Here is a 19,026-nt window from a genome sequence, read left to right on the forward strand (position 1 = left end):
TTTTCAGACGGCATTCGGCGCAAAAACCGCCGTTTACCGGTTCACGCCCAACGCTTCCCACACCTTCAACGCGTCCGCCGTCGCCTTCACATCGTGCACGCGCACGATTTGCGCTCCGCGTGCCACGGAAGCCAAAGCCGCTGCCACGCTGCCGTGTACGCGCGCCGCCGCGTCCGCCTCACCGGTCAGCTCACCTATCATGCGTTTGCGCGACACACCGATCAGCAGCGGCAAACCGGTTTCCGCCATCAATTCGGGCAAATGCCGCATCAGTACGATATTGTGTTGCAGGTTCTTGCCGAAGCCGAAACCCGGGTCGAGCGTAATCCGTTGCGGCGCGATGCCTGCCGCGACACAGGTTTCTGACCGTGTTTTCAGATAACGTGCCACTTCGCCGACCACATCCTGATATTTCGGATTGTCCTGCATGGTTTCGGGCAAGCCCCGCATATGCATCAGGCAAATGCCCGTGTCCGCCTGGCGCGCCAGCAATTCGACCGCACCTTCGTCGGTCAACGCCGCCACATCATTGATAATATCGATGCCGCCGAGTGCCAACGCCTTTTCCATAACCACCGTGCGGCGCGTGTCCAAACTGACGGGAACGCCCCACCCCGCCGCTTCCGCCAATACAGGCTCAACCCGCGCCCATTCTTCTTCGGGCGGAACGAAATCCGCACCCGGCCGCGTCGATTCGCCGCCGATGTCGAGAATGTCCGCACCCTCTTTCAAAAGCCGTTCGGCATGCGCCAAAGCTGTTTGGGCGTTTTGCGAATACGCGCCGCCGTCGGAAAAAGAATCGGGCGTGAGATTCACGATGCCCATGATTTTCGGTTTGTCCAAACCGATTTCAAACCGTCCTGCCCGCCAAACGTGTCGTGCCATCTGAACTCCTCCCGAAATAAAAAACAGATTATATGCCGTCTGAAACCGTCTTGTGCGCTTCGGACGGCACCGCTATTCGGGCGGCAGACGGCATGTTGTCCCAATGTCTGCGCCGCCTTTGAATCTGCCGGCATGCCTGCTATCCGCCCGCCTTTTCAAAACAGGTTCCGACGATTCCGCACGCGCCTGCCGCCTTTGCCAAGCCGTACAGGATTTCCTGCGGCATATCGCGGCTCCATAATCCCGTAATATTCGCAATCACGGGCAGATGGCTGATTTGGCGGACTTTCACGATGGATTCGACATCCAAACGGTAGGGATGGCCTTTGGTATGGCCCAACACGCCCGACTCGCCCAGAATCAGGTGGCGGTTGCCGCGCGAGACGACATATTCTGCGGCATTCAACCAATCTTCGGCAGAATGGTGCTTGTCTTTACACAGAACCAAGGGAATGTTCAGGCTTCCGGCTTCATTCAATACGGCAAGATCGGACATCAGCCCGCCGCCCAAATACAGGATGTCCGCTCCCGCATTCAAAGCCGCTTCGACATGGCGGACGTTGCGAACGCGCACCAATACGGGTTTCCCTGCGCCATGCGCCGATGCGGCCTGTTCCGCCAACCGTCTGCACCGTCCCCGCCCTTCATCCGCACTTAAAGTGTCGTATAAGTTTGCCGAAGTGAAAAACGGATCCAGAAACACTGCATCCGCATTGCTCCATACTGACGGTTCTGCAGCGATACGGACGGTTTCCCCGCCGCCGAAAGCCACGCCTTTGGCGGCAACGCGGCTGTCTTCCGCCCGATTTTCCCGACTGACGGTTTTCCATGTGTCCAAAATGCGGACGGCTTTCTCGACCTCCGGCAGCGTCTGTACCTCCCTGACGCTCAAAACCCTATCGTCGCCGATTGCGCCGATGACGGTACGCTCGTCGCCGTGAGAAATGTGTTCTCGCAGACCTCTGCTGCGGATGAAGGCGACAACGCCGGCAATGTCCGCTTCGGCGGCACGCCTGCTCATGACAATAATCATATTTCCTCCTGACACAAGAGACGGCCCGCCCAAAATAGGATTTTTGCAAGCCGTGTTATACTGTGGCGTGTTTTACAGATTGTTCGGGCTATGGATTTATTATCGGTTTTCCACAAATACCGTCTGAAATATGCGGTGGCGGTGCTGACGATGCTGCTTTTGGCGGCAGTCGGGCTGCACGCTTCCGTATATCGCACCTTCACGCCCGAAAACATCCGCAGCCGCCTCCAACAAAGCATTGCCCATACTCACCGGAAAATCTCGTTTGATACGGATATACGGCGCAGGCTTCTGCCCCGCCCGACCGTCATCCTGAAAAACCTGACCATTACCGAACCCGACGGCGGCCGGGTCGCCGTTTCCGTCAAAGAAACCAAAATCGGATTGAGCTGGAAAAACCTGTGGTCGGATCGGATACAGGTTGAAAAATGGGTGGTTTCGGGTGCGGATCTTGCCCTGACGCGCGACAGAAACGGCGCTTGGAACATCCAAGACCTGTTCGACGGCGCGAAACACTCCGCCTCAGTCAACCGCATTATCGTCGAAAACAGCACCGTCCGCCTCAATTTCCTGCAGCAACAGCTTATCCTGAAGGAAATCAGCCTCAACCTGCAATCCCCCGATTCGTCGGGGCAGCAGTTTGAAAGTTCGGGCATACTGGTTTGGAGAAAGCTGTCCGTCCCGTGGAAAAGCAGGGGGCTGTTCCTTTCAGACGGCATCGGCACGCCCGAAATCTCACCGTTCCATTTTGAAGCTTCCACTTCGCTGGACGGACACGGCATCACCATTTCCACCACCGGCAGCCCTTCTGTCCGCTTCAACGCCGGCGGAGCGGATGCCGCCGGCCTCGGCCTGCGTGCAGACACTTCCTTCCGCAACCTCCACCTGACCGCGCAAATCCCCGCACTGGCACTCAAAAACAACAGCATCAAAACCGGCACGGTCAACGGCACGTTTACCGCCGGCGGCGAATATGCCCGATGGGACGGTTCGTTCAAACTCGACAAAGCCAACCTGCACTCCGGCATCGCCAACATCGGCAACGCCGAAATCTCCGGCAGCTTCAAAACACCGCGCCTTCAAACCAATTTCTCCCTCGGCTCGCCGTTGGTTTGGAGTCGGGACAACGGGCTGGACGCCCCGCGCCTGCACATATCGACCCTTCAGGATACCGTCGACCGCCTGCCGCAACCCCGTTTCATCAGCCGGCTCGACGGTTCGCTGTCCATACCGAATCTGCAAAATTGGAATGCCGAATTAAACGGCACATTCGACCGCCAACCCGTTGCCGCAAAATTCAAATATACGCGGGAAGGCGCACCGCACCTGGAAGCCGCCGCCGCGCTGCAAAAATTAAACCCCGCCCCCTATCTTGACGAATTTCGGCAACAAAACGGCAAAATATTCCCCGACATCCTCGGCAGGCTGTCCGGCAACGTCGAGGCACACCTCAAAATCGGCAGCATCCAACTCCCCGGCTTGCAACTGGACGATATGGAAACCTACCTCCACGCCGACAAAGACCATATCGCGCTCAGCCGTTTCAAGTCAGGGCTTTACGGCGGCCATACCGAAGGCGGCATCAGCATCGCCAACACCCGTCCCGCCACTTACCGCCTGCAACAGAATGCAAGCAACATCCAAATCCAACCGCTGCTGCAAGACCTGTTCGGCTTCCACAGCTTCAGCGGCAACGGCGATGCGGTCATCGACCTGACCGCAAGCGGCGAAAACCGCAAACAGCTTATCCGCTCGCTGCAAGGCAGCCTGTCGCTGAATATTTCCAACGGCGCGTGGCACGGCATCGATATGGACAGCATTTTAAAAAACGGCCTTTCCGGAAAAATCTCGGGCAGCACACCCTTCTACCGATTCACGCTCAACAGCGAAATTTCAGACGGCATCAGCCGCCACATCGATACCGAACTCTTCTCCGACAGCCTCTATGTTACCAGCAACGGCTATACCAATCTGGATACGCAGGAATTGTCTGAAGATGTCCTTATCCGCAACGCCGTCCATCCGAAAAACAAACCGATTCCCCTGAAAATCACCGGTACGGTGGACAAGCCGTCCATTACCGTCGATTACGGCAGGCTGACCGGCGGCATCAATTCGCGCAAAGAGAAACAGAAAATCCTCGAAGACACCCTGCTGGAACAATGGCAGTGGCTCAAACCTAAAGAACCGTAAATACCCTGCGTACAAAAATGCCGTCTGAAACACATTAATCTTCAGACGGCATGACCGTAAAACCTACAACCCCAATTTCCCCCAAATCCCATCAATTTTAACCGTAACCGCAGGGTCTTTTTTGATTACCCGTCCCCATTCGCGGTCGGTTTCTCCCGGCCATTTGCTGGTCGCATCCAAACCCATTTTGCCGCCGAGTCCGCTGACGGGGCTGGCGAAGTCGAGGTAGTCGATGGGCGTGTTTTCCACCAAAACGGTGTCGCGGACGGGGTCCATGCGCGTGGTTACCGCCCAGATGACTTCTTTCCAGTCGCGCACGTTTACATCGTCATCCACCACGATGATGAATTTGGTGTACATAAACTGGCGCAGGAACGACCAGCAGCCCGTCATCACGCGCTTGGCGTGTCCGGCGTACTGTTTTTTCATGCTGACCACCGCCATGCGGTAGGAACAGCCTTCGGGCGGCAGGTAGAAATCGGTGATTTCGGAGAACTGCTTTTGCAAAAGCGGTACGAACACTTCGTTCAACGCCACGCCCAAAACGGCAGGTTCGTCGGGCGGTTTGCCTGTGTAGGTAGAGTGGTAAATCGGGTTTTCGCGCATGGTGATGCGTTCGACCGTAAACACAGGGAAATGGCCCTGCTCGTTGTAATAGCCCGTGTGGTCGCCGTATGGGCCTTCCAACGCGGTTTCGTTTGGATGAATCACGCCTTCCAATACAATTTCAGCACGGGCAGGCACTTGCAAATCGCTGCCGATACATTTCACCAACTCCGTCCGCGAACCGCGCAGCAGTCCGGCAAACTGGTATTCGCTCAAAGTATCGGGAACGGGCGTTACCGCGCCCAAAATGGTGGAGGGGTCGCAACCGAGTACGACGGCGACGGGATACGGCGTATCGGGATTGAGTTTGCGGAATTCCTGATAATCCAACGCGCCGCCGCGATGCGACAGCCAGCGCATAACCAGCTTGTTTTTGCCGATCAGTTGTTGGCGGTAAATGCCGAGATTTTGGCGTTTTTTGTGCGGCCCGCGCGTGACGGTCAAGCCCCACGTTACCAGCGGCGCAACGTCTTCCGGCCAGCAATGTTGAATCGGAAGCTGATACAAATCAACGTCTTCTCCTTCCCACACGATTTCCTGACACGGCGCGTTTTTCACCACGTTCGGCGCCATGCTCCAAATATCTTTCAACAGCGGCAGTTTGGAAAACGCGTCTTTGATGCCTTTGGGCGGTTCGGGTTCTTTCAAATACGCCAGCGTCTGCCCGATTTCGCGCAGCTTGGACACGCTGTCCGCGCCCATGCCCATCGCCACACGTTCGGGGGTGCCGAACAGGTTCGCCAACACGGGATAATCATAGCGCGTACCGTCGGGCTTAACCGGGTTTTCAAACAACAACGCCGGCCCTTCGGCGCGCAACACGCGGTCGGCAATTTCGGTCATTTCCAAATGCGGGGAAACGGGGTGGGCGACGCGCTTGAGCTTGCCCTGCTGCTCGAGCATAGCGATGAAGTCGCGCAGGTCTTTGTATTTCATGTTTATCCTTTTTGTCCTTTTATCCTGAACAATCCGATTCGGATACCGCCCCTATCCTTGCCTGCGCTTCGGCATATCCCATGCCGTGATAAAAGTCGCGTACCGGCGGATGTCCGCCGCTTTGATGAAGTTGCAGCAAAGGGCGTTGGTTGTCGGACTGGGTAACGACATTGCAGTGCAGACCGAAGGTGTCGGTTTCATAAGGGGGCAGCCGATTGCAAATCATACCGAAATAAACGGCGTTTTCAGGGTTGTCGTAAAAGCGGCTTTGATAGTCGTTAAAACTCTTTTCGCTGACGGACACCCACACGCCGTATTCCAGCGTTTCCTGATGCCCGATAATCGGAATAGGCAGCGCCGCGCGGATAAAGCGGTCGGTTTGGCCGGAATAGCGGATGATGCAGAAATCAGAATCGCATTCCGCTTGATAAGCAATGCGTTCTTCTTCACTGAGTTGATTATAGGGATAGGGGGCGGTAAAGCCGGTTGCGGGCATATCTTCATGTTTTTCGCCGCAGGAAGTGCAAGTGTGCATAAGGTTTCAGACTTTCAACACAAGTTTGCGGTAAAGCCATTCGCCGGCAAACAGCATCCCCATCAATACATAGGCAATCACGCCTGTATAAACCGCCCACCAATCATATCGCCCCAACCGGGCCAACAAAGCGGCAAGCGTCCCGTTGGCAATAAAGAATACGCACCAAACCTGCGTTACCCGGCGGGTATAGCGCACGGCTTTTTCAGGCAGGTCGGGCTGTTGCAGCCGCGCAAGTTTTTCAATCACCGTCTGCCCGGCAAACAGGCTGCTGCCGAACACCGCCAACATCATCAAATTAACGAGGACAGGATACCAATACATTGAATCACGCCGCCCGAACACCAATACTGCGGCAAAAAACAGTGTAATATAGTGGATTAAATTTAAATCAGGACAAGGCGGCGAAGCCGCAGACAGTACAAATAGTACGGCAAGGCGAGGCAACGCCGTACCGGTTTAAATTTAATCCACTATACCACAAAGCGGGATAGGCAATGCTTAATACGGTCAAAAAAATATGTCCGAAAAAACCGGGTTTCATTTTGAATCCGCACAAACGTTTTCAGACGGCATCCGATAAAAACATGCCGTCTGAAAAATAATTAGAAATACCCGATTAGCCGGCCTGAATCTTCAATACCGCCTGTACCACGTCGTTGACGGTGCGGACATTGCGGAAATCTTCAGCCTGCAGCTTGCGGGCTGCCACAACCATTCACGATTGCGATATACCCGGCGGCATTCCCGACTGCCGTTCAGCAGAAAACGCACCCATTCCAAACCGCTCCAATATGCCTCGGGCAGCATACCGGCTTCAGACGGCATATCGTCCGAAGCAGACAAAGTCAGGCTGTAACGCGTCCCTTTGGTCAGAACCATCGCCAAAGCATAAGCAAACGGCGCGCGCGTTGCCGATACGGCATATCCTTCCGGCAGCGGATCGTCCGCCGCCAAAACCAAAACCGACCCGCATCCCTCTTCCAACAGGGACGCCGCTTCCGCCAATGCCGTTTCCACACCGTCGGCACACACGGCCAATGCCGTCTGCTCGCTCATATCCCGCCTCAATATCGACCATTGCCCCGCCGTCGCATTGTGCACCGACAAACCGAACGAAGTCGGCGACACGGTATGCGATTTCAACAGTTCCAACCACAAATCGAAACTACGCGCCATTTCCCCGTCGTGCGAGGCATAAACTACCGGACTGCCGGGATGGGCGGAGGCAATGTCCCAAGCCGCGTCGCATACCAAACGCGCCGCCTTACTCAAACGGCGGCGCCGCATAGCGGGCAGGAACGGCAATTCCCGCCTGACATCGGGCAAACCGTCGGCAAAATCCGGACATTCCGCCCACTGCCTCCACTGGGCCATATCGCGCATTTTGCCGCCCGAAACCCGTCAGTCGGCGATGTCGAAGTGGAACCGGCAAATAATCGGCGGCATAGTTTCTTTCAAAAATTTACACTGTGCCGCATTCTAACCAAAGCCCATCCCCCTGACAATGCCGAAATTCAAACGCATCCACGCCATTTTTTCCGACAACGCCGCCCCTCGGCAAACCGCCCGAATTAGCCTGAATTTACATTTATCATTGATAATGCCCGATTACCGACACCGCCTCCCTGCTGCCGCACAGCGGGCGTATGGTTCTGATAGACCGCATTACCCGATACGGCGATGATTTTGTCGAAGCAGGGGCGCAGGTAAAACCCGACCACATCCTGCTGGCCGGCGGCATACTGCCCTATACGGCATTTATCGAACTGATGGCGTAGGCTGTCGGCGCATATGCCGGCCTCCAAGCCCGAAAAAAGGCGCAACCGGTCCGGCTCGGTTTTCCTGCCCGGCACGCGCAAACTTGAAATTTTTACCCAATCCGTCCCTGTCGGAACACATTTGCCGGCAACGGCGCATATGTCTATCCAAGATGCCGGGGTATGGGCGTGTCCGACTGCGAACTGCGTTGGACGGACGCGCCGGAAACCTTGTCTGAAACACTCCTTTCAGACGGCATTTTGGCGCGCGCCTCACTCAACGTGTACAGCCCCGAACACCCTGTCGAAACAACTTAATGCCGTCTGAACAGGCACGCACATACGGAGAACAACCATGACTGAAACCGTCCTGATTACCGGCTCAAACAGAGGCATAGGCAAAGCCGCCGCACTCGGTTTTGGCGGACGACGGCTTTGATATCGCCGTCCACTGCCGCAGCCGCCGCGACGAAGCCGAAGCCGTGGCGGAAGAAATCCGCGCTTTGGGCAGAAATGCGCGCGTGTTGCAGTTTGACGTGTCCGACCGCGAAGCCTGCCGCGAGATTCTGACCGCCGACATCGAAGCAAACGGCGCGTATTACGGCGTGGTGTTGAACGCCGGCCTGACGCGCGACAATGCCTTCCCCGCGTTTTCAGACGACGATTGGGATGTGGTGCCGCGGACTAATTTGGACGGTTTTTACAATGTACTGCATCCGCTGGTTATGCCGATGATACGCCGCCGCAAAGCCGGACGGATTGTGTGTATGGCATCGGTGTCCGGCCTGACGGGCAACCGGGGGCAGGTCAATTACAGCGCGTCAAAAGCGGGCATTATCGGCGCGGCAAAAGCCTTGGCGGTCGAACCGGCGAAACGCAAAATCACCGTCAACTGCGTGGCGCCGGGTTTGATCGATACGGAGATTGTCGATGAAAACGTACCCGTCGGAGAAATTTTGAAAGCCGTCCCCGCCGCGCGTATGGGACTGCCGGAAGAAGTGGCGCACGCAGTGCACTTCCTGATGGATGAAAAAGCGGCGTATATCACGCGCCAGGTGATTGCGGTGAACGGAGGTTTGTGTTGAATACCAGAAGGGTCGCAGTAACGGGCATAGGCGGCATTACCGCCTTCGGCCGGGATTGGCAAAGCATACAGGCAGCATTCAAAGCCGAAAAAAACGCCGTCAAATATATGGATTGGCGCGAACGTTTCCCCGAATTGGAAGCGCAACTGGGTGCGCCGATTGAGGATTACGCGCCGCCGAAACATTGGACGCGCAAGCGGCTCAGAAGTATGGGGCGCGTGTCGTACCTGTGCGTCGATGCGGCGGAGCAGGCGCTGGCGGATGCCGGTTTGCTCGGAGACGAAAGCATTACCGACGGACGGATGGGCGTTGCCTGCGGCTCTTCCGGCGGCGGCACCAAAGACATCGGAGATGTGGGAGAATTGTTGCTGACCGGCACGTCGCGCAACTTCGGCGCCAATACCTATGTGCGTATGATGCCGCACACCGCCGACGCCAATATCGGCATCTTTTTCGGATTAACAAGGACGCATCATCCCGACATCGAGCGCGTGTTCTTCGGGCAGCCAAGGCATAGGTTATGCTTACGAGGCCATCAAATACGGTCTGACCGATATGATGCTGGCGGGCGGCGGCGAAGAATTTTGCCCGTCCGAAGTGTATGTTTTCGACTCGCTCTATGCCGCCAGCCGCCGCAACGGCGAACCGGAAGAGACCCCGCGTCCATACGACGCGAACCGCGACGGGCTGGTCATCGGAGAAAAGGCGCGGGGATTTTCGTATTGGAAGAATTGGAACACGCCAAACGGCGCGGTGCGAAAATTTACGCCGAACTCGTCGGCTACGGCGCCAACAGCGACGGCATCAATATCGGCGAAGGCGCAGCCGTATTCATCATGACGCGCGATGCGGATTTTTCCGGCGGTATGCAGCTTCTGGGTTACGGCGCAAGCAGCGATGCCTACCATATTTCCACGCCCCGCCCCGACGCAAAGGCGCAATCCTCGCCTTTCAGACGGCATTGCAGCACGCCGGCCTTGCGCCCGAAGACATCGGCCGGATTAATCTGCACGGCACCGGGACGCACCACAACGACAGTATGGAAAGCCGCGCCGTTGCAGCGGTTTTCGGCAACAATACGCCCTGCACGTCCGCCAAGCCGCAAACCGGACACACGCTGGGCGCGGCGGGCGCAATCGAAGCCGCGTTCGCGTGGGGCATTGCCGACCGGCAAAGCAATCCCGAAGGGAAACTTCCGCCCCGGCTTTGGGACGGGCAGAACGACCCCGACCTGCCCGCCATTAACCTGACCGGCGACGGCTGGGAAACCGAAAAACGCATTGCCGCCAGCTCGTCGTTTGCCTTCGGGGGAAGCAACTGCGTCTTAATCATCGGATGAAATAAGTTTGTCAATCCCACCGCTATGCTATACAATACGCGCCTACTCTTGACGGGTCTGTAGCTCAGGGGTTAGAGCAGGGGACTCATAATCCCTTGGTCGTGGGTTCGAACCCCACCGGACCCACCAATTCCCAAGCCCGGACGTATGTTTGGGCTTTTTTGCCGCCCTGTGAAACCAAAATGCTTTGAGAAACCTTGATAATGAAAAAAGTCAGCGTATTGATTGTTGCCAAAAACGAAGCAAACCACATTCGGGAATGTATTGAAAGTTGCCGTTTCGATAAAGAAGTTATCGTTATCGACGACCATAGCGCCGACAACACTGCCGAAATTGCCGAGGGTTTGGGTGCAAAAGTCTTCAGACGGCATTTGAACGGGGATTTCGGAGCGCAAAAAACATTTGCCATCGAACAGGCAGGCGGAGAATGGGTTTTCCTGATTGATGCAGACGAACGCTGCACGCCGGAACTATCTGATGAAATCTCAAAAATTGTCCGAACCGGCGATTATGCCGCCTATTTTGTCGAACGCCGCAACCTTTTCCCCAACCATCCCGCCACACACGGCGCGATGCGTCCCGACAGCGTATGCCGTCTGATGCCGAAAAAAGGCGGTTCGGTGCAAGGCAAAGTACACGAAACCGTACAGACCCCCTACCCCGAACGCCGTCTGAAACATTTTATGTACCATTACACGTACGACAACTGGGAACAATATTTCAACAAGTTCAACAAATATACTTCCATCTCGGCCGAGAAATACCGGGAGCAGGGAAAGCCCGTGAGTTTCGTTAGGGACATTATCCTCCGTCCGATTTGGGGTTTTTTCAAAATTTATATCCTGAACAAAGGGTTTCTTGATGGAAAAATGGGTTGGATTATGTCCGTCAACCACAGCTATTACACGATGATTAAATATGTCAAACTATATTATCTGTACAAATCCGGCGGAAAATTTTAAATGGAAAAAGAATTCAGGATATTAAATATCGTATCGGCCAAGATTTGGGGTGGGGGCGAACAATATGTCTATGATGTTTCAAAAGCATTGGGACTTCGGGGCTGCACCATGTTTACCGCCGTCAATAAAAATGATGAATTGATGCGCAGACGCTTTTCCGAAGTTTCTTCCGTTTTCACAACGCGCCTTCACACGTTCAACGGGCTGTTTTCGCTCTACGCGCTTACCCGCTTTATCCGGGAAAACCACATTTCCCACCTGATGATACACACCGGCAAAATTGCCGCCTTATCCGTACTTTTGAAAAAACTGACCGGGGTGCGCCTGATATTTGTCAAACATAATGTCGTCGCCAACAAAACCGATTTTTATCACCGCCTGATACAGAAAAACACCGACCGCTTTATTTGCGTTTCCCGTCTGGTTTACGATGTGCAAACCGCCGACAATCCCTTTAAAGAAAAATACCGGATTGTTCATAACGGTATCGATACCGGCCGGTTCCCCCCGTCTCAAGAAAAACCCGACAGCCGTTTTTTTACCGTCGCCTACGCCGGCAGGATCAGTCCGGAAAAAGGATTGGAAAACCTGATTGAAGCCTGTGTGATACTGCATCGGAAATATCCTCAAATCAGGCTCAAATTGGCAGGGCACGGACATCCGGATTATATGTGCCGCCTGAAGCGGGGCGTATCTGCTTCGGGAGCAGAACCATTTGTTTCTTTTGAAGGGTTTACCGAAAAACTTGCTTCGTTTTACCGCCAAAGCGATGTCGTGGTTTTGCCCAGCCTCGTCCCGGAGGCATTCGGTTTGTCATTATGCGAGGCGATGTACTGCCGAACGGCGGTGATTTCCAATACTTTGGGTGCGCAAAAGGAAATTATCGAACATCATCAATCGGGGATTCTGCTGGACAGGCTTACGCCTGAATCTTTGGCGGACGAAATCGAACGCCTCGTCTTAAACCCCGAAGCAAAAAACGCACTGGCAACGGCAGGACATCAATGCGTCGCCGCCCGTTTCACCATCAACCATACCGCCGACAAATTATTGGATGCAATATAAGCCGCTTTCAGACGGCCTATGCCGTCTGAAAGCCTTTGATGCAACAAACCGCCAAATTATATTCGTTCATTGGAAAAAAACACCCCGAATTCATCCTTCAAAATAAGAAAATCCCAATATCCCCCGATATCGCGCAGCCTATTGGCAAAGTTTTGCAGCGTCTTCCCCGGCTTGTGCCGCCGCGTCAAGTGCTTTGTTACAATGCACTACCTTCACATTTCTTAATAAATTTTATGAGTAACCATACTTCTTGGTCGTCCAAAATCGGTTTCGTACTTGCTGCGGCAGGTTCGGCCATCGGTTTGGGCGCGATTTGGAAATTTCCTTATACGGCGGGCACCAACGGCGGCGCGGTGTTTTTCCTGCTGTTTTTGATATTTACCGTCTTGGTCGCCCTGCCCGTCCAGCTTGCCGAATTTTATATCGGGCGCACGGGCGGTAAAAATGCCGTCGATTCCTTCAGGGTTCTGCGTCCGGGTACGCAATGGCTTTGGGTCGGGCGCATGGGCGTTGCCGCCTGCTTTATTTTGCTGTCGTTTTACAGCGTGGTCGGCGGATGGGTATTGAATTATGTCGTCCACAGTTTTACAGGGGCAATCCATGCGGGAGCGGACTTTGAAGCCCTGTTCGGCACAACGATTTCCAATCCGGCAGGTTCGCTGTCCTATCAGGCACTGTTTATGCTGATTACGGTTTGGGTGGTCAAAGGCGGCATTTCAGACGGCATTGAAAAGGCAAACCGTTATCTGATGCCGGGGCTGTTTATCCTCTTTATTGCGCTGGCTGTCCGTTCGCTGACGCTGCCGGATGCAATGGAGGGCGTGTCTTTCCTGCTCAAACCCAATTGGTCGTACTTTAAAGCCGATACGATGATTACGGCTTTGGGCCAGGCGTTTTTTGCCCTGAGCATCGGCGTTTCCGCCATGATTACCTATGCTTCGTATTTGGGAAAAGATCAGGATATGTTCCGTTCCGGCCATACGATTATGTGGATGAACCTCTTGGTTTCCCTGCTTGCCGGCCTGGTGATTTTCCCGGCGGTATTCGCCTTCGGTTTTGAACCGAACCAGGGGCCGGGATTGATTTTTATCGTATTGCCCGCAGTGTTCATGAAAATGCCGTTCGGTACGGTTTTATTTGCAGTATTCATGCTTCTGGTCGTTTTCGCCACGCTGACTTCGGCATTTTCGATGTTGGAAACGGTCATTGCCTCAACCATCCGCCAAGACGAGCGCAAACGCAAAAAACATACTTGGCTTATCGGCACGGCTATTTTCATTGTCGGCATCCCGTCCGCGCTGTCTTTCGGCGCATGGGGTGAGTTTAAGGTTTTCGGCAAAACCATTTTTGATTTGTGGGACTATGTTATTTCCGCCGTCATTATGCCGATTGGTGCTTTGAGTGTTTCCATCTTTACCGCCTGGATTCAGGACAAGCAGTCTGTGTTAAAAGATGCCGGCGCGGGCAGCACCGTACCACGGGCAGTGCTGCTGCTGTGGCTGAATACCTTGCGCTACCTTGCCCCGATTGCCATTATTATTGTTTTCGTCAATTCTTTAGGCATCCTTTAAACATACCGCCCGACGGCAAAATGCCGTCTGAAAGCCTTTCAGACGGCATTTTGCTTCAGATTCAACCTATTTCGTTCAAAGTATAGTGGATTAAATTTAAATCAGGACAAGGCGGCGAAGTCGCAGACAGTACAGATAGTACGGCAAGGCGAGGCAACGCCGTACCGGTTTTTGTTAATCCACTATATTGTCCGGCATGGCCAGCCTAACTTTAAGCCGCCTGCTTTCGGCAACCGACCGTATCAGCGGCAAATCCATCACGGAAAACGCCGTCGACAAGGCATCGGCAACCGCCGCATCATCCGCCATTACGCTCATGCTTTTATAACGCGGCGTACTCACGCCGGTTCGCGGATCGAACAAATGGGTAAGCCTGCCCGCTTTGTCCATCACCGTCCCATAGCCGCCCGAAGTGGCAAACGCCTTGTCTTTCATCGTGATATTTGCCAACACGCCTTCTTCGTCGTCCGGATTGCGGATGCCGACATTCCACATCCGCCTGCCGTTTGTATCAAACCCCCTGATTTCGCCCATATCGACCAGCGCGGCAGGCACTCCGTTTGCTTTAAGCAGCGCAACAACCTTGTCCGTGATATAGCCTTGCGCGATGCCGTTCAAGGACAAACCCATACCCTTTTCGGCAAAACGGATTTCACGGTCGTCAAACGAGACTTTGCCGAAGCCGACCCGTTTCAGGGTTTCCTTCACGCTATTCTCCGGCGGCGTTTCCGCATCGGGACGGGCGGCAAAATAATCGGCATACAGTTTCCACAACGCCTGAACCGTCGGATCGAACGCGCCTTCCGTCAGCGCGTGAATATCGCGGCCAGGCTCAACAGTTCCAAAAAATCCGCCGGAGGCGAAGTCAGATAACCGTCGCGGTTCAGACGGCTGATCAGGCTGTCTTCACGGTAAAGGCTGAACATTTTTTCCAAACGCGCCACTTCCGCCAAAACCTTATTGACCAAATCCGCCGCCTGTCTGTCGTCCACGCCGAACAGGCGCAGCTCCGCGCCGGAACCCAGCGCGACACCTTTCCAGAAAAACACATTTTCATCGCGTTTTTTATCCATGTTGCGTTTTTCGCCGCCGGCGGCAAAAGGATTCGGCAAAAAAGAAACCGCCGCACCGGCCACAGCAACGGCGGCAGCCGTCAGAAAACGTCTGCGCCCGAAATGCCTGCCCATACCGCCTCCTAAACCGACACTACCGCCTTGATGTGCGGATGCGGATCGTAGCCTTCCAACTCGAAATCTTCAAACTTGAAGGCAAACAAATCCTTGACTTCAGGATTGATTTTCATCACAGGCAAGGCGCGCGGTTCGCGTTCCAACTGCAATGCGGCCTGTTCGAAATGGTTACGGTACAAATGCGCGTCGCCAAACGTATGGACAAACTCGCCCGCCTCCAGCCCGCACACTTGCGCCATCATCATCGTCAACAGCGCGTAGCTGGCAATATTAAACGGCACACCAAGGAAAATATCTGCACTACGCTGGTAAAGCTGGCAGGACAGTTTGCCGTCGGCAACGTAAAACTGAAACAGCGCGTGGCAGGGCGGCAAGGCCATCTCATCGACCAAAGCCGGATTCCACGCCGACACAATCAGGCGGCGCGAGTCGGGGTTTTTCTTAATTTGTTCCACCACATTGGCGATTTGGTCGATATGCCTGCCGTCGGGCGCGGGCCAGCTGCGCCATTGGTAGCCGTAAACCGGGCCCAAGTCGCCGTTTTCGTCCGCCCACTCGTCCCAAATGGAAACATTGTTATCCTTCAGGTATTTGATATTGGTATCGCCTTTGAGGAACCAAAGCAGCTCGTGGATTATCGAGCGCAAATGCAGCTTTTTGGTCGTCAGCAGCGGAAAACCTTTGCCCAAGTCAAAACGCATCTGATAACCGAATACGGAGCGCGTACCCGTACCGGTGCGGTCTGATTTGTCCGTACCGTTGTCGAGGACGTGGCGCATCAAGTCCAAATAGGCCTTCATCATCATCTTTCATCAAATTAAACGGCACATATTGTAACATTTCCGGCCAACACCCGAGTCCGGACAAACGCGCAGGCCGCCCCGCCGGACGCTCAAAACGCGGATGAAGGCAGGCAGGATTGTTGGCAATTTCAGCCCTTTTTCACAGCAAAAGCAGGCGTGAAAACAAAATTATCTTGATTGGAATCAAAAAATCTAGTTTAACTACTTAGAATAAAATTCCAATAATATTTTTTATTTGAGAAATTAATTTATGATTATTGGTTGATTATCGGCAATAAACATCATATATCGAAAATATGGGAAAAATAATGTCAACAATTTGTGCAAAATTAGGCTTGGCATCAGAAAAAAATAGGTTTATATTGCCAACTACAAATTTGTTTTCCCATTAGTACAATATCAACCAAAAGGAGTATCCGAATGACTGACCTGAACACCCTGTTTGCCAACCTCAAACAACGCAACCCCAATCAGGAGCCGTTCCATCAGGCGGTTGAAGAAGTCTTCATGAGCCTTGATCCGTTTTTGGCAAAAAATCCGAAATACACCCAGCAAAGCCTGCTGGAACGCATCGTCGAACCCGAACGCGTCGTGATGTTCCGCGTAACCTGGCAGGACGACAAAGGACAAGTCCAAGTCAACCGCGGCTACCGCGTGCAAATGAGTTCCGCCATCGGCCCTTACAAAGGCGGCCTGCGCTTCCACCCGACCGTCGATTTGGGCGTGTTGAAATTCCTCGCTTTTGAACAAGTGTTCAAAAACGCCTTGACCACCCTGCCTATGGGCGGCGGCAAAGGCGGTTCCGACTTCGACCCCAAAGGCAAATCCGATGCCGAAGTAATGCGCTTCTGCCAAGCCTTTATGACCGAACTCTACCGCCACATCGGCGCGGACACCGATGTTCCGGCCGGCGACATCGGCGTAGGCGGACGCGAAATCGGCTACCTGTTCGGACAATACAAAAAAATCCGCAATGAATTCACTTCCGTCCTGACCGGCAAAGGTTTGGAATGGGGTGGCAGCCTCATCCGCCCCGAGGCGACCGGCTACGGCTGCGTCTATTTCGCCCAAGCGATGCTGCAAACCCGCAACGATAGTTTTGAAGGCAAACGCGTTCTGATTTCCGGTTCCGGCAACGTGGCGCAATACGCCGCTGAAAAAGCCATCCAACTGGGTGCGAAAGTGCTGACCGTCTCCGACTCCGACGGCTTCGTCCTCTTCCCCGACATCGGTATGACCGAAGCGCAACTCGCCGCCTTGATCGAATTGAAAGAAGTCCGCCGCGAACGCGTTGCCACCTACGCCAAAGAGCAAGGTTTGCAATACTTTGAAAACCAAAAACCGTGGGGCGTTGCCGCCGAAATCGCCCTGCCCTGCGCGACCCAGAACGAATTGGACGAAGAAGCCGCCAAAACCCTGTTGGCAAACGGCTGCTACGTCGTTGCCGAAGGCGCGAATATGCCGTCGACTTTGGGCGCGGTCGAGCAATTTATCAAAGCCGGCATCCTCTACGCTCCGGGCAAAGCCTCCAACGCCGGCGGCGTGGCAACTTCGGGCTTGGAAATGAGCCAAAACGCCATCCGCCTGTCTTGGGCGCGCGAAGAAGTGGACAGCCGACTGTTCGGCATCATGCAAAGCATCCACGAGTCCTGCCTGAAATACGGCAAAGTCGGCGACAAAGTGAACTACGTCAACGGTGCGAACATCGCCGGCTTCGTCAAAGTTGCCGATGCGATGCTGGCGCAAGGCTTCTAAGCAAACGCCTCCGCCCCGCAAACAAAATGCCGTCCGAACCGCAAATGCTGTTCAGACGGCATTTCATTATCCGCCCGTTCGAATCGGGTAATACTATAGTGAATTAAATTTAAATCAGGACAAGGCGGCGAGCCGCAGACAGTACAAATAGTACGGCAAGGCGAGGCAACGCCGTACTGGTTTAAATTTAGTTCACTATACCGATACATCCGAATATGCCAGACCGTCTGAACGGTATTCATACCTCCCAATCCTGCACGCGCTTCAAATCGTTTTGCGCCAAAGTATCCGCGTGGCGGTTACGGCTCTGATATTCCCTGTCTTTCAATATGCTGCTCGCCACATAATTCAAATGAGCCTTTGCCGCCTCCGAAGCCTCGCCCGGCCGGCGGTTCGATATCGCCTCATACAGCACGCGGTGCTGCGCCATCAGTTTCGGACGCGGATCTTCTTCCTGATTCAGATAAATAAGGCTGCTGCGCGTCTGCCGGTACAGCATTTTCAACAAACCGCCCGACAAATGGCTGAACAACAAATTGTGCGCCGCATCCGCAATCGTCTGATGGAAGCTGACATCGGCTTCGCCCTGATGTTCCAGATTGCCGCTTCCGCACGCTTCCTCAAACTTTTCAAGCCAAAACCGAATCCGCTTCAAATCGGCATCCGTCCGGCGTTCTGCCGCCAATGCCGCCATACAGCCCTCGATGTGGCAGCTGAAATCAAAAACATCCTGTTCCCAATTGGAATGTTTGCCCAAAAGCTCCTGCCAACTTTGCAAAAAATCCTGCTGCGGCTTGACCGAAACATAATAACCATCGCCCTGCCTCGCTTCCAAAATCTGACGGGCAACCAAAATATTCAATGCCGACCGGACCGACGGACGCGAAACGCCGAACTCTTCCGCCAAAACGCGTTCGGGCGGAATCTTGCCCCCTTCCGCGTAAACCCCTTCCACGATGCGGCCTTCCAATACCGACAATACCTGATCGCTGATTTTCTGAGGCCTTACCAGTTTCATCACTCCTCCTTTATAAAGATTCCCTGCAGAACCCTTCCGAAATACATCAAACATCAAATTGGACTGGCCAATCAGGGCGGATTCTAATGACACGCCGTTCCCGCCGTCAACGGCACTTACCTCGCACCGCCCCCGAAACACAGGAAAAAACTACACCAAACTACAATTTTTGTTCATGCAAATATTTGTTTTAACGGGATTTAAATGAAAGCTCCGATTCAAATCTGCCGAACCGCCCAAAAATATATTGACCTGAATATTAAAGTTTCGTAAAGTAATGCAACGTTGCT

The 19,026-nt window shown here is 54.1% G+C and carries 12 protein-coding genes, 1 tRNA gene and 6 pseudogenes; 10 read left to right on the forward strand and 9 right to left on the reverse strand.

The window, feature by feature from the left end:
• Positions 1-33: 33 nt before the first annotated feature.
• Both folP and DFR77_RS06355 read right to left on the reverse strand, forming a co-directional pair.
• Positions 34-885: a dihydropteroate synthase gene (gene folP / locus DFR77_RS06350; protein ID WP_033910087.1), complete on the reverse strand. Its 852-nt coding sequence runs from the start codon at positions 883-885 to the stop codon at positions 34-36.
• A gap of 139 nt (positions 886-1,024) precedes the next feature.
• A complete protein-coding gene (locus DFR77_RS06355) occupies positions 1,025-1,918 on the reverse strand; it encodes a chorismate mutase (protein WP_003691684.1) in 894 nt (297 codons plus the stop codon).
• A gap of 90 nt (positions 1,919-2,008) precedes the next feature.
• On the opposite strand from DFR77_RS06355, the gene DFR77_RS06360 reads away from it, so the two are divergent.
• Positions 2,009-4,111: an AsmA family protein gene (locus DFR77_RS06360; protein WP_033910088.1), complete on the forward strand. Its 2,103-nt coding sequence runs from the start codon at positions 2,009-2,011 to the stop codon at positions 4,109-4,111.
• Positions 4,112-4,174: 63 nt separating this feature from the next.
• Here the strand turns inward: DFR77_RS06360 and ubiD are convergent, their stop codons facing one another.
• The 4 genes and pseudogenes from ubiD to DFR77_RS06380 all read right to left on the reverse strand — a co-directional run bounded on the left by ubiD (position 4,175) and on the right by DFR77_RS06380 (position 7,574).
• On the reverse strand, positions 4,175-5,653 hold the full coding sequence (gene ubiD, locus DFR77_RS06365) for a 4-hydroxy-3-polyprenylbenzoate decarboxylase (RefSeq protein ID WP_003691687.1): 1,479 nt from the start codon (positions 5,651-5,653) through the stop codon (positions 4,175-4,177).
• A 19-nt stretch (positions 5,654-5,672) separates the two neighbouring features.
• Complete coding sequence (locus DFR77_RS06370) at positions 5,673-6,188, reverse strand: DUF2199 domain-containing protein (protein ID WP_003693782.1); 516 nt, start codon at positions 6,186-6,188, stop codon at positions 5,673-5,675.
• A 6-nt stretch (positions 6,189-6,194) separates the two neighbouring features.
• Positions 6,195-6,732 (reverse strand): annotated as a pseudogene (locus DFR77_RS14685) (COG4648 family protein).
• 92 nt (positions 6,733-6,824) lie between these two features.
• Positions 6,825-7,574: a beta-ketoacyl synthase chain length factor gene (locus DFR77_RS06380; RefSeq protein WP_003705851.1), complete on the reverse strand. Its 750-nt coding sequence runs from the start codon at positions 7,572-7,574 to the stop codon at positions 6,825-6,827.
• A gap of 263 nt (positions 7,575-7,837) precedes the next feature.
• On the opposite strand from DFR77_RS06380, the pseudogene DFR77_RS14560 reads away from it, so the two are divergent.
• The 7 genes and pseudogenes from DFR77_RS14560 to DFR77_RS06420 all read left to right on the forward strand — a co-directional run bounded on the left by DFR77_RS14560 (position 7,838) and on the right by DFR77_RS06420 (position 13,970).
• Positions 7,838-8,266: pseudogene (locus DFR77_RS14560) on the forward strand (ApeP family dehydratase).
• A gap of 37 nt (positions 8,267-8,303) precedes the next feature.
• Positions 8,304-9,033 (forward strand): annotated as a pseudogene (fabG, locus tag DFR77_RS06385) (3-oxoacyl-ACP reductase FabG).
• Positions 9,027-10,372 (forward strand): annotated as a pseudogene (locus tag DFR77_RS14105) (beta-ketoacyl-[acyl-carrier-protein] synthase). The pseudogenes fabG and DFR77_RS14105 overlap by 7 nt, the downstream one beginning before the upstream one ends.
• A gap of 53 nt (positions 10,373-10,425) precedes the next feature.
• A tRNA-Ile gene (locus DFR77_RS06400) sits at positions 10,426-10,501 on the forward strand.
• Between the two features lie 68 nt (positions 10,502-10,569).
• Entirely contained in the window at positions 10,570-11,334 is a 765-nt protein-coding gene (locus tag DFR77_RS06405) for a glycosyltransferase family 2 protein (RefSeq protein ID WP_003691703.1), read from the forward strand.
• Positions 11,335-12,399 carry a glycosyltransferase family 4 protein gene (locus DFR77_RS06410; protein WP_003691706.1) on the forward strand — a complete coding sequence of 355 codons (1,065 nt, stop codon included), beginning with the start codon at positions 11,335-11,337 and terminating at the stop codon, positions 12,397-12,399.
• Between the two features lie 233 nt (positions 12,400-12,632).
• Positions 12,633-13,970 carry a sodium-dependent transporter gene (locus tag DFR77_RS06420; RefSeq protein ID WP_003695694.1) on the forward strand — a complete coding sequence of 446 codons (1,338 nt, stop codon included), beginning with the start codon at positions 12,633-12,635 and terminating at the stop codon, positions 13,968-13,970.
• Positions 13,971-14,144: 174 nt separating this feature from the next.
• Here DFR77_RS06420 and DFR77_RS14110 read toward each other — a convergent pair.
• Positions 14,145-15,157, reverse strand: a pseudogene (locus tag DFR77_RS14110) (FAD:protein FMN transferase).
• A gap of 8 nt (positions 15,158-15,165) precedes the next feature.
• Positions 15,166-15,960, reverse strand: coding sequence for a thymidylate synthase (locus DFR77_RS06440; RefSeq protein WP_003691712.1), 795 nt, complete (start codon positions 15,958-15,960; stop codon positions 15,166-15,168).
• Between the two features lie 423 nt (positions 15,961-16,383).
• Here DFR77_RS06440 and gdhA point away from each other — a divergent pair, with 423 nt between their 5' ends.
• Positions 16,384-17,718, forward strand: coding sequence for an NADP-specific glutamate dehydrogenase (gene gdhA / locus DFR77_RS06445; RefSeq protein WP_003691714.1), 1,335 nt, complete (start codon positions 16,384-16,386; stop codon positions 17,716-17,718).
• A gap of 94 nt (positions 17,719-17,812) precedes the next feature.
• Positions 17,813-17,919, forward strand: a pseudogene (locus tag DFR77_RS13760) (IS5/IS1182 family transposase); the annotation flags it as partial.
• 37 nt (positions 17,920-17,956) lie between these two features.
• Here the strand turns inward: DFR77_RS13760 and DFR77_RS06455 are convergent.
• Positions 17,957-18,736 carry a FadR/GntR family transcriptional regulator gene (locus DFR77_RS06455; protein ID WP_003691718.1) on the reverse strand — a complete coding sequence of 260 codons (780 nt, stop codon included), beginning with the start codon at positions 18,734-18,736 and terminating at the stop codon, positions 17,957-17,959.
• Positions 18,737-19,026 lie beyond the last annotated feature (290 nt).

Source organism: Neisseria gonorrhoeae (genome assembly GCF_003315235.1).
GTDB lineage: Bacteria > Pseudomonadota > Gammaproteobacteria > Burkholderiales > Neisseriaceae > Neisseria > Neisseria gonorrhoeae.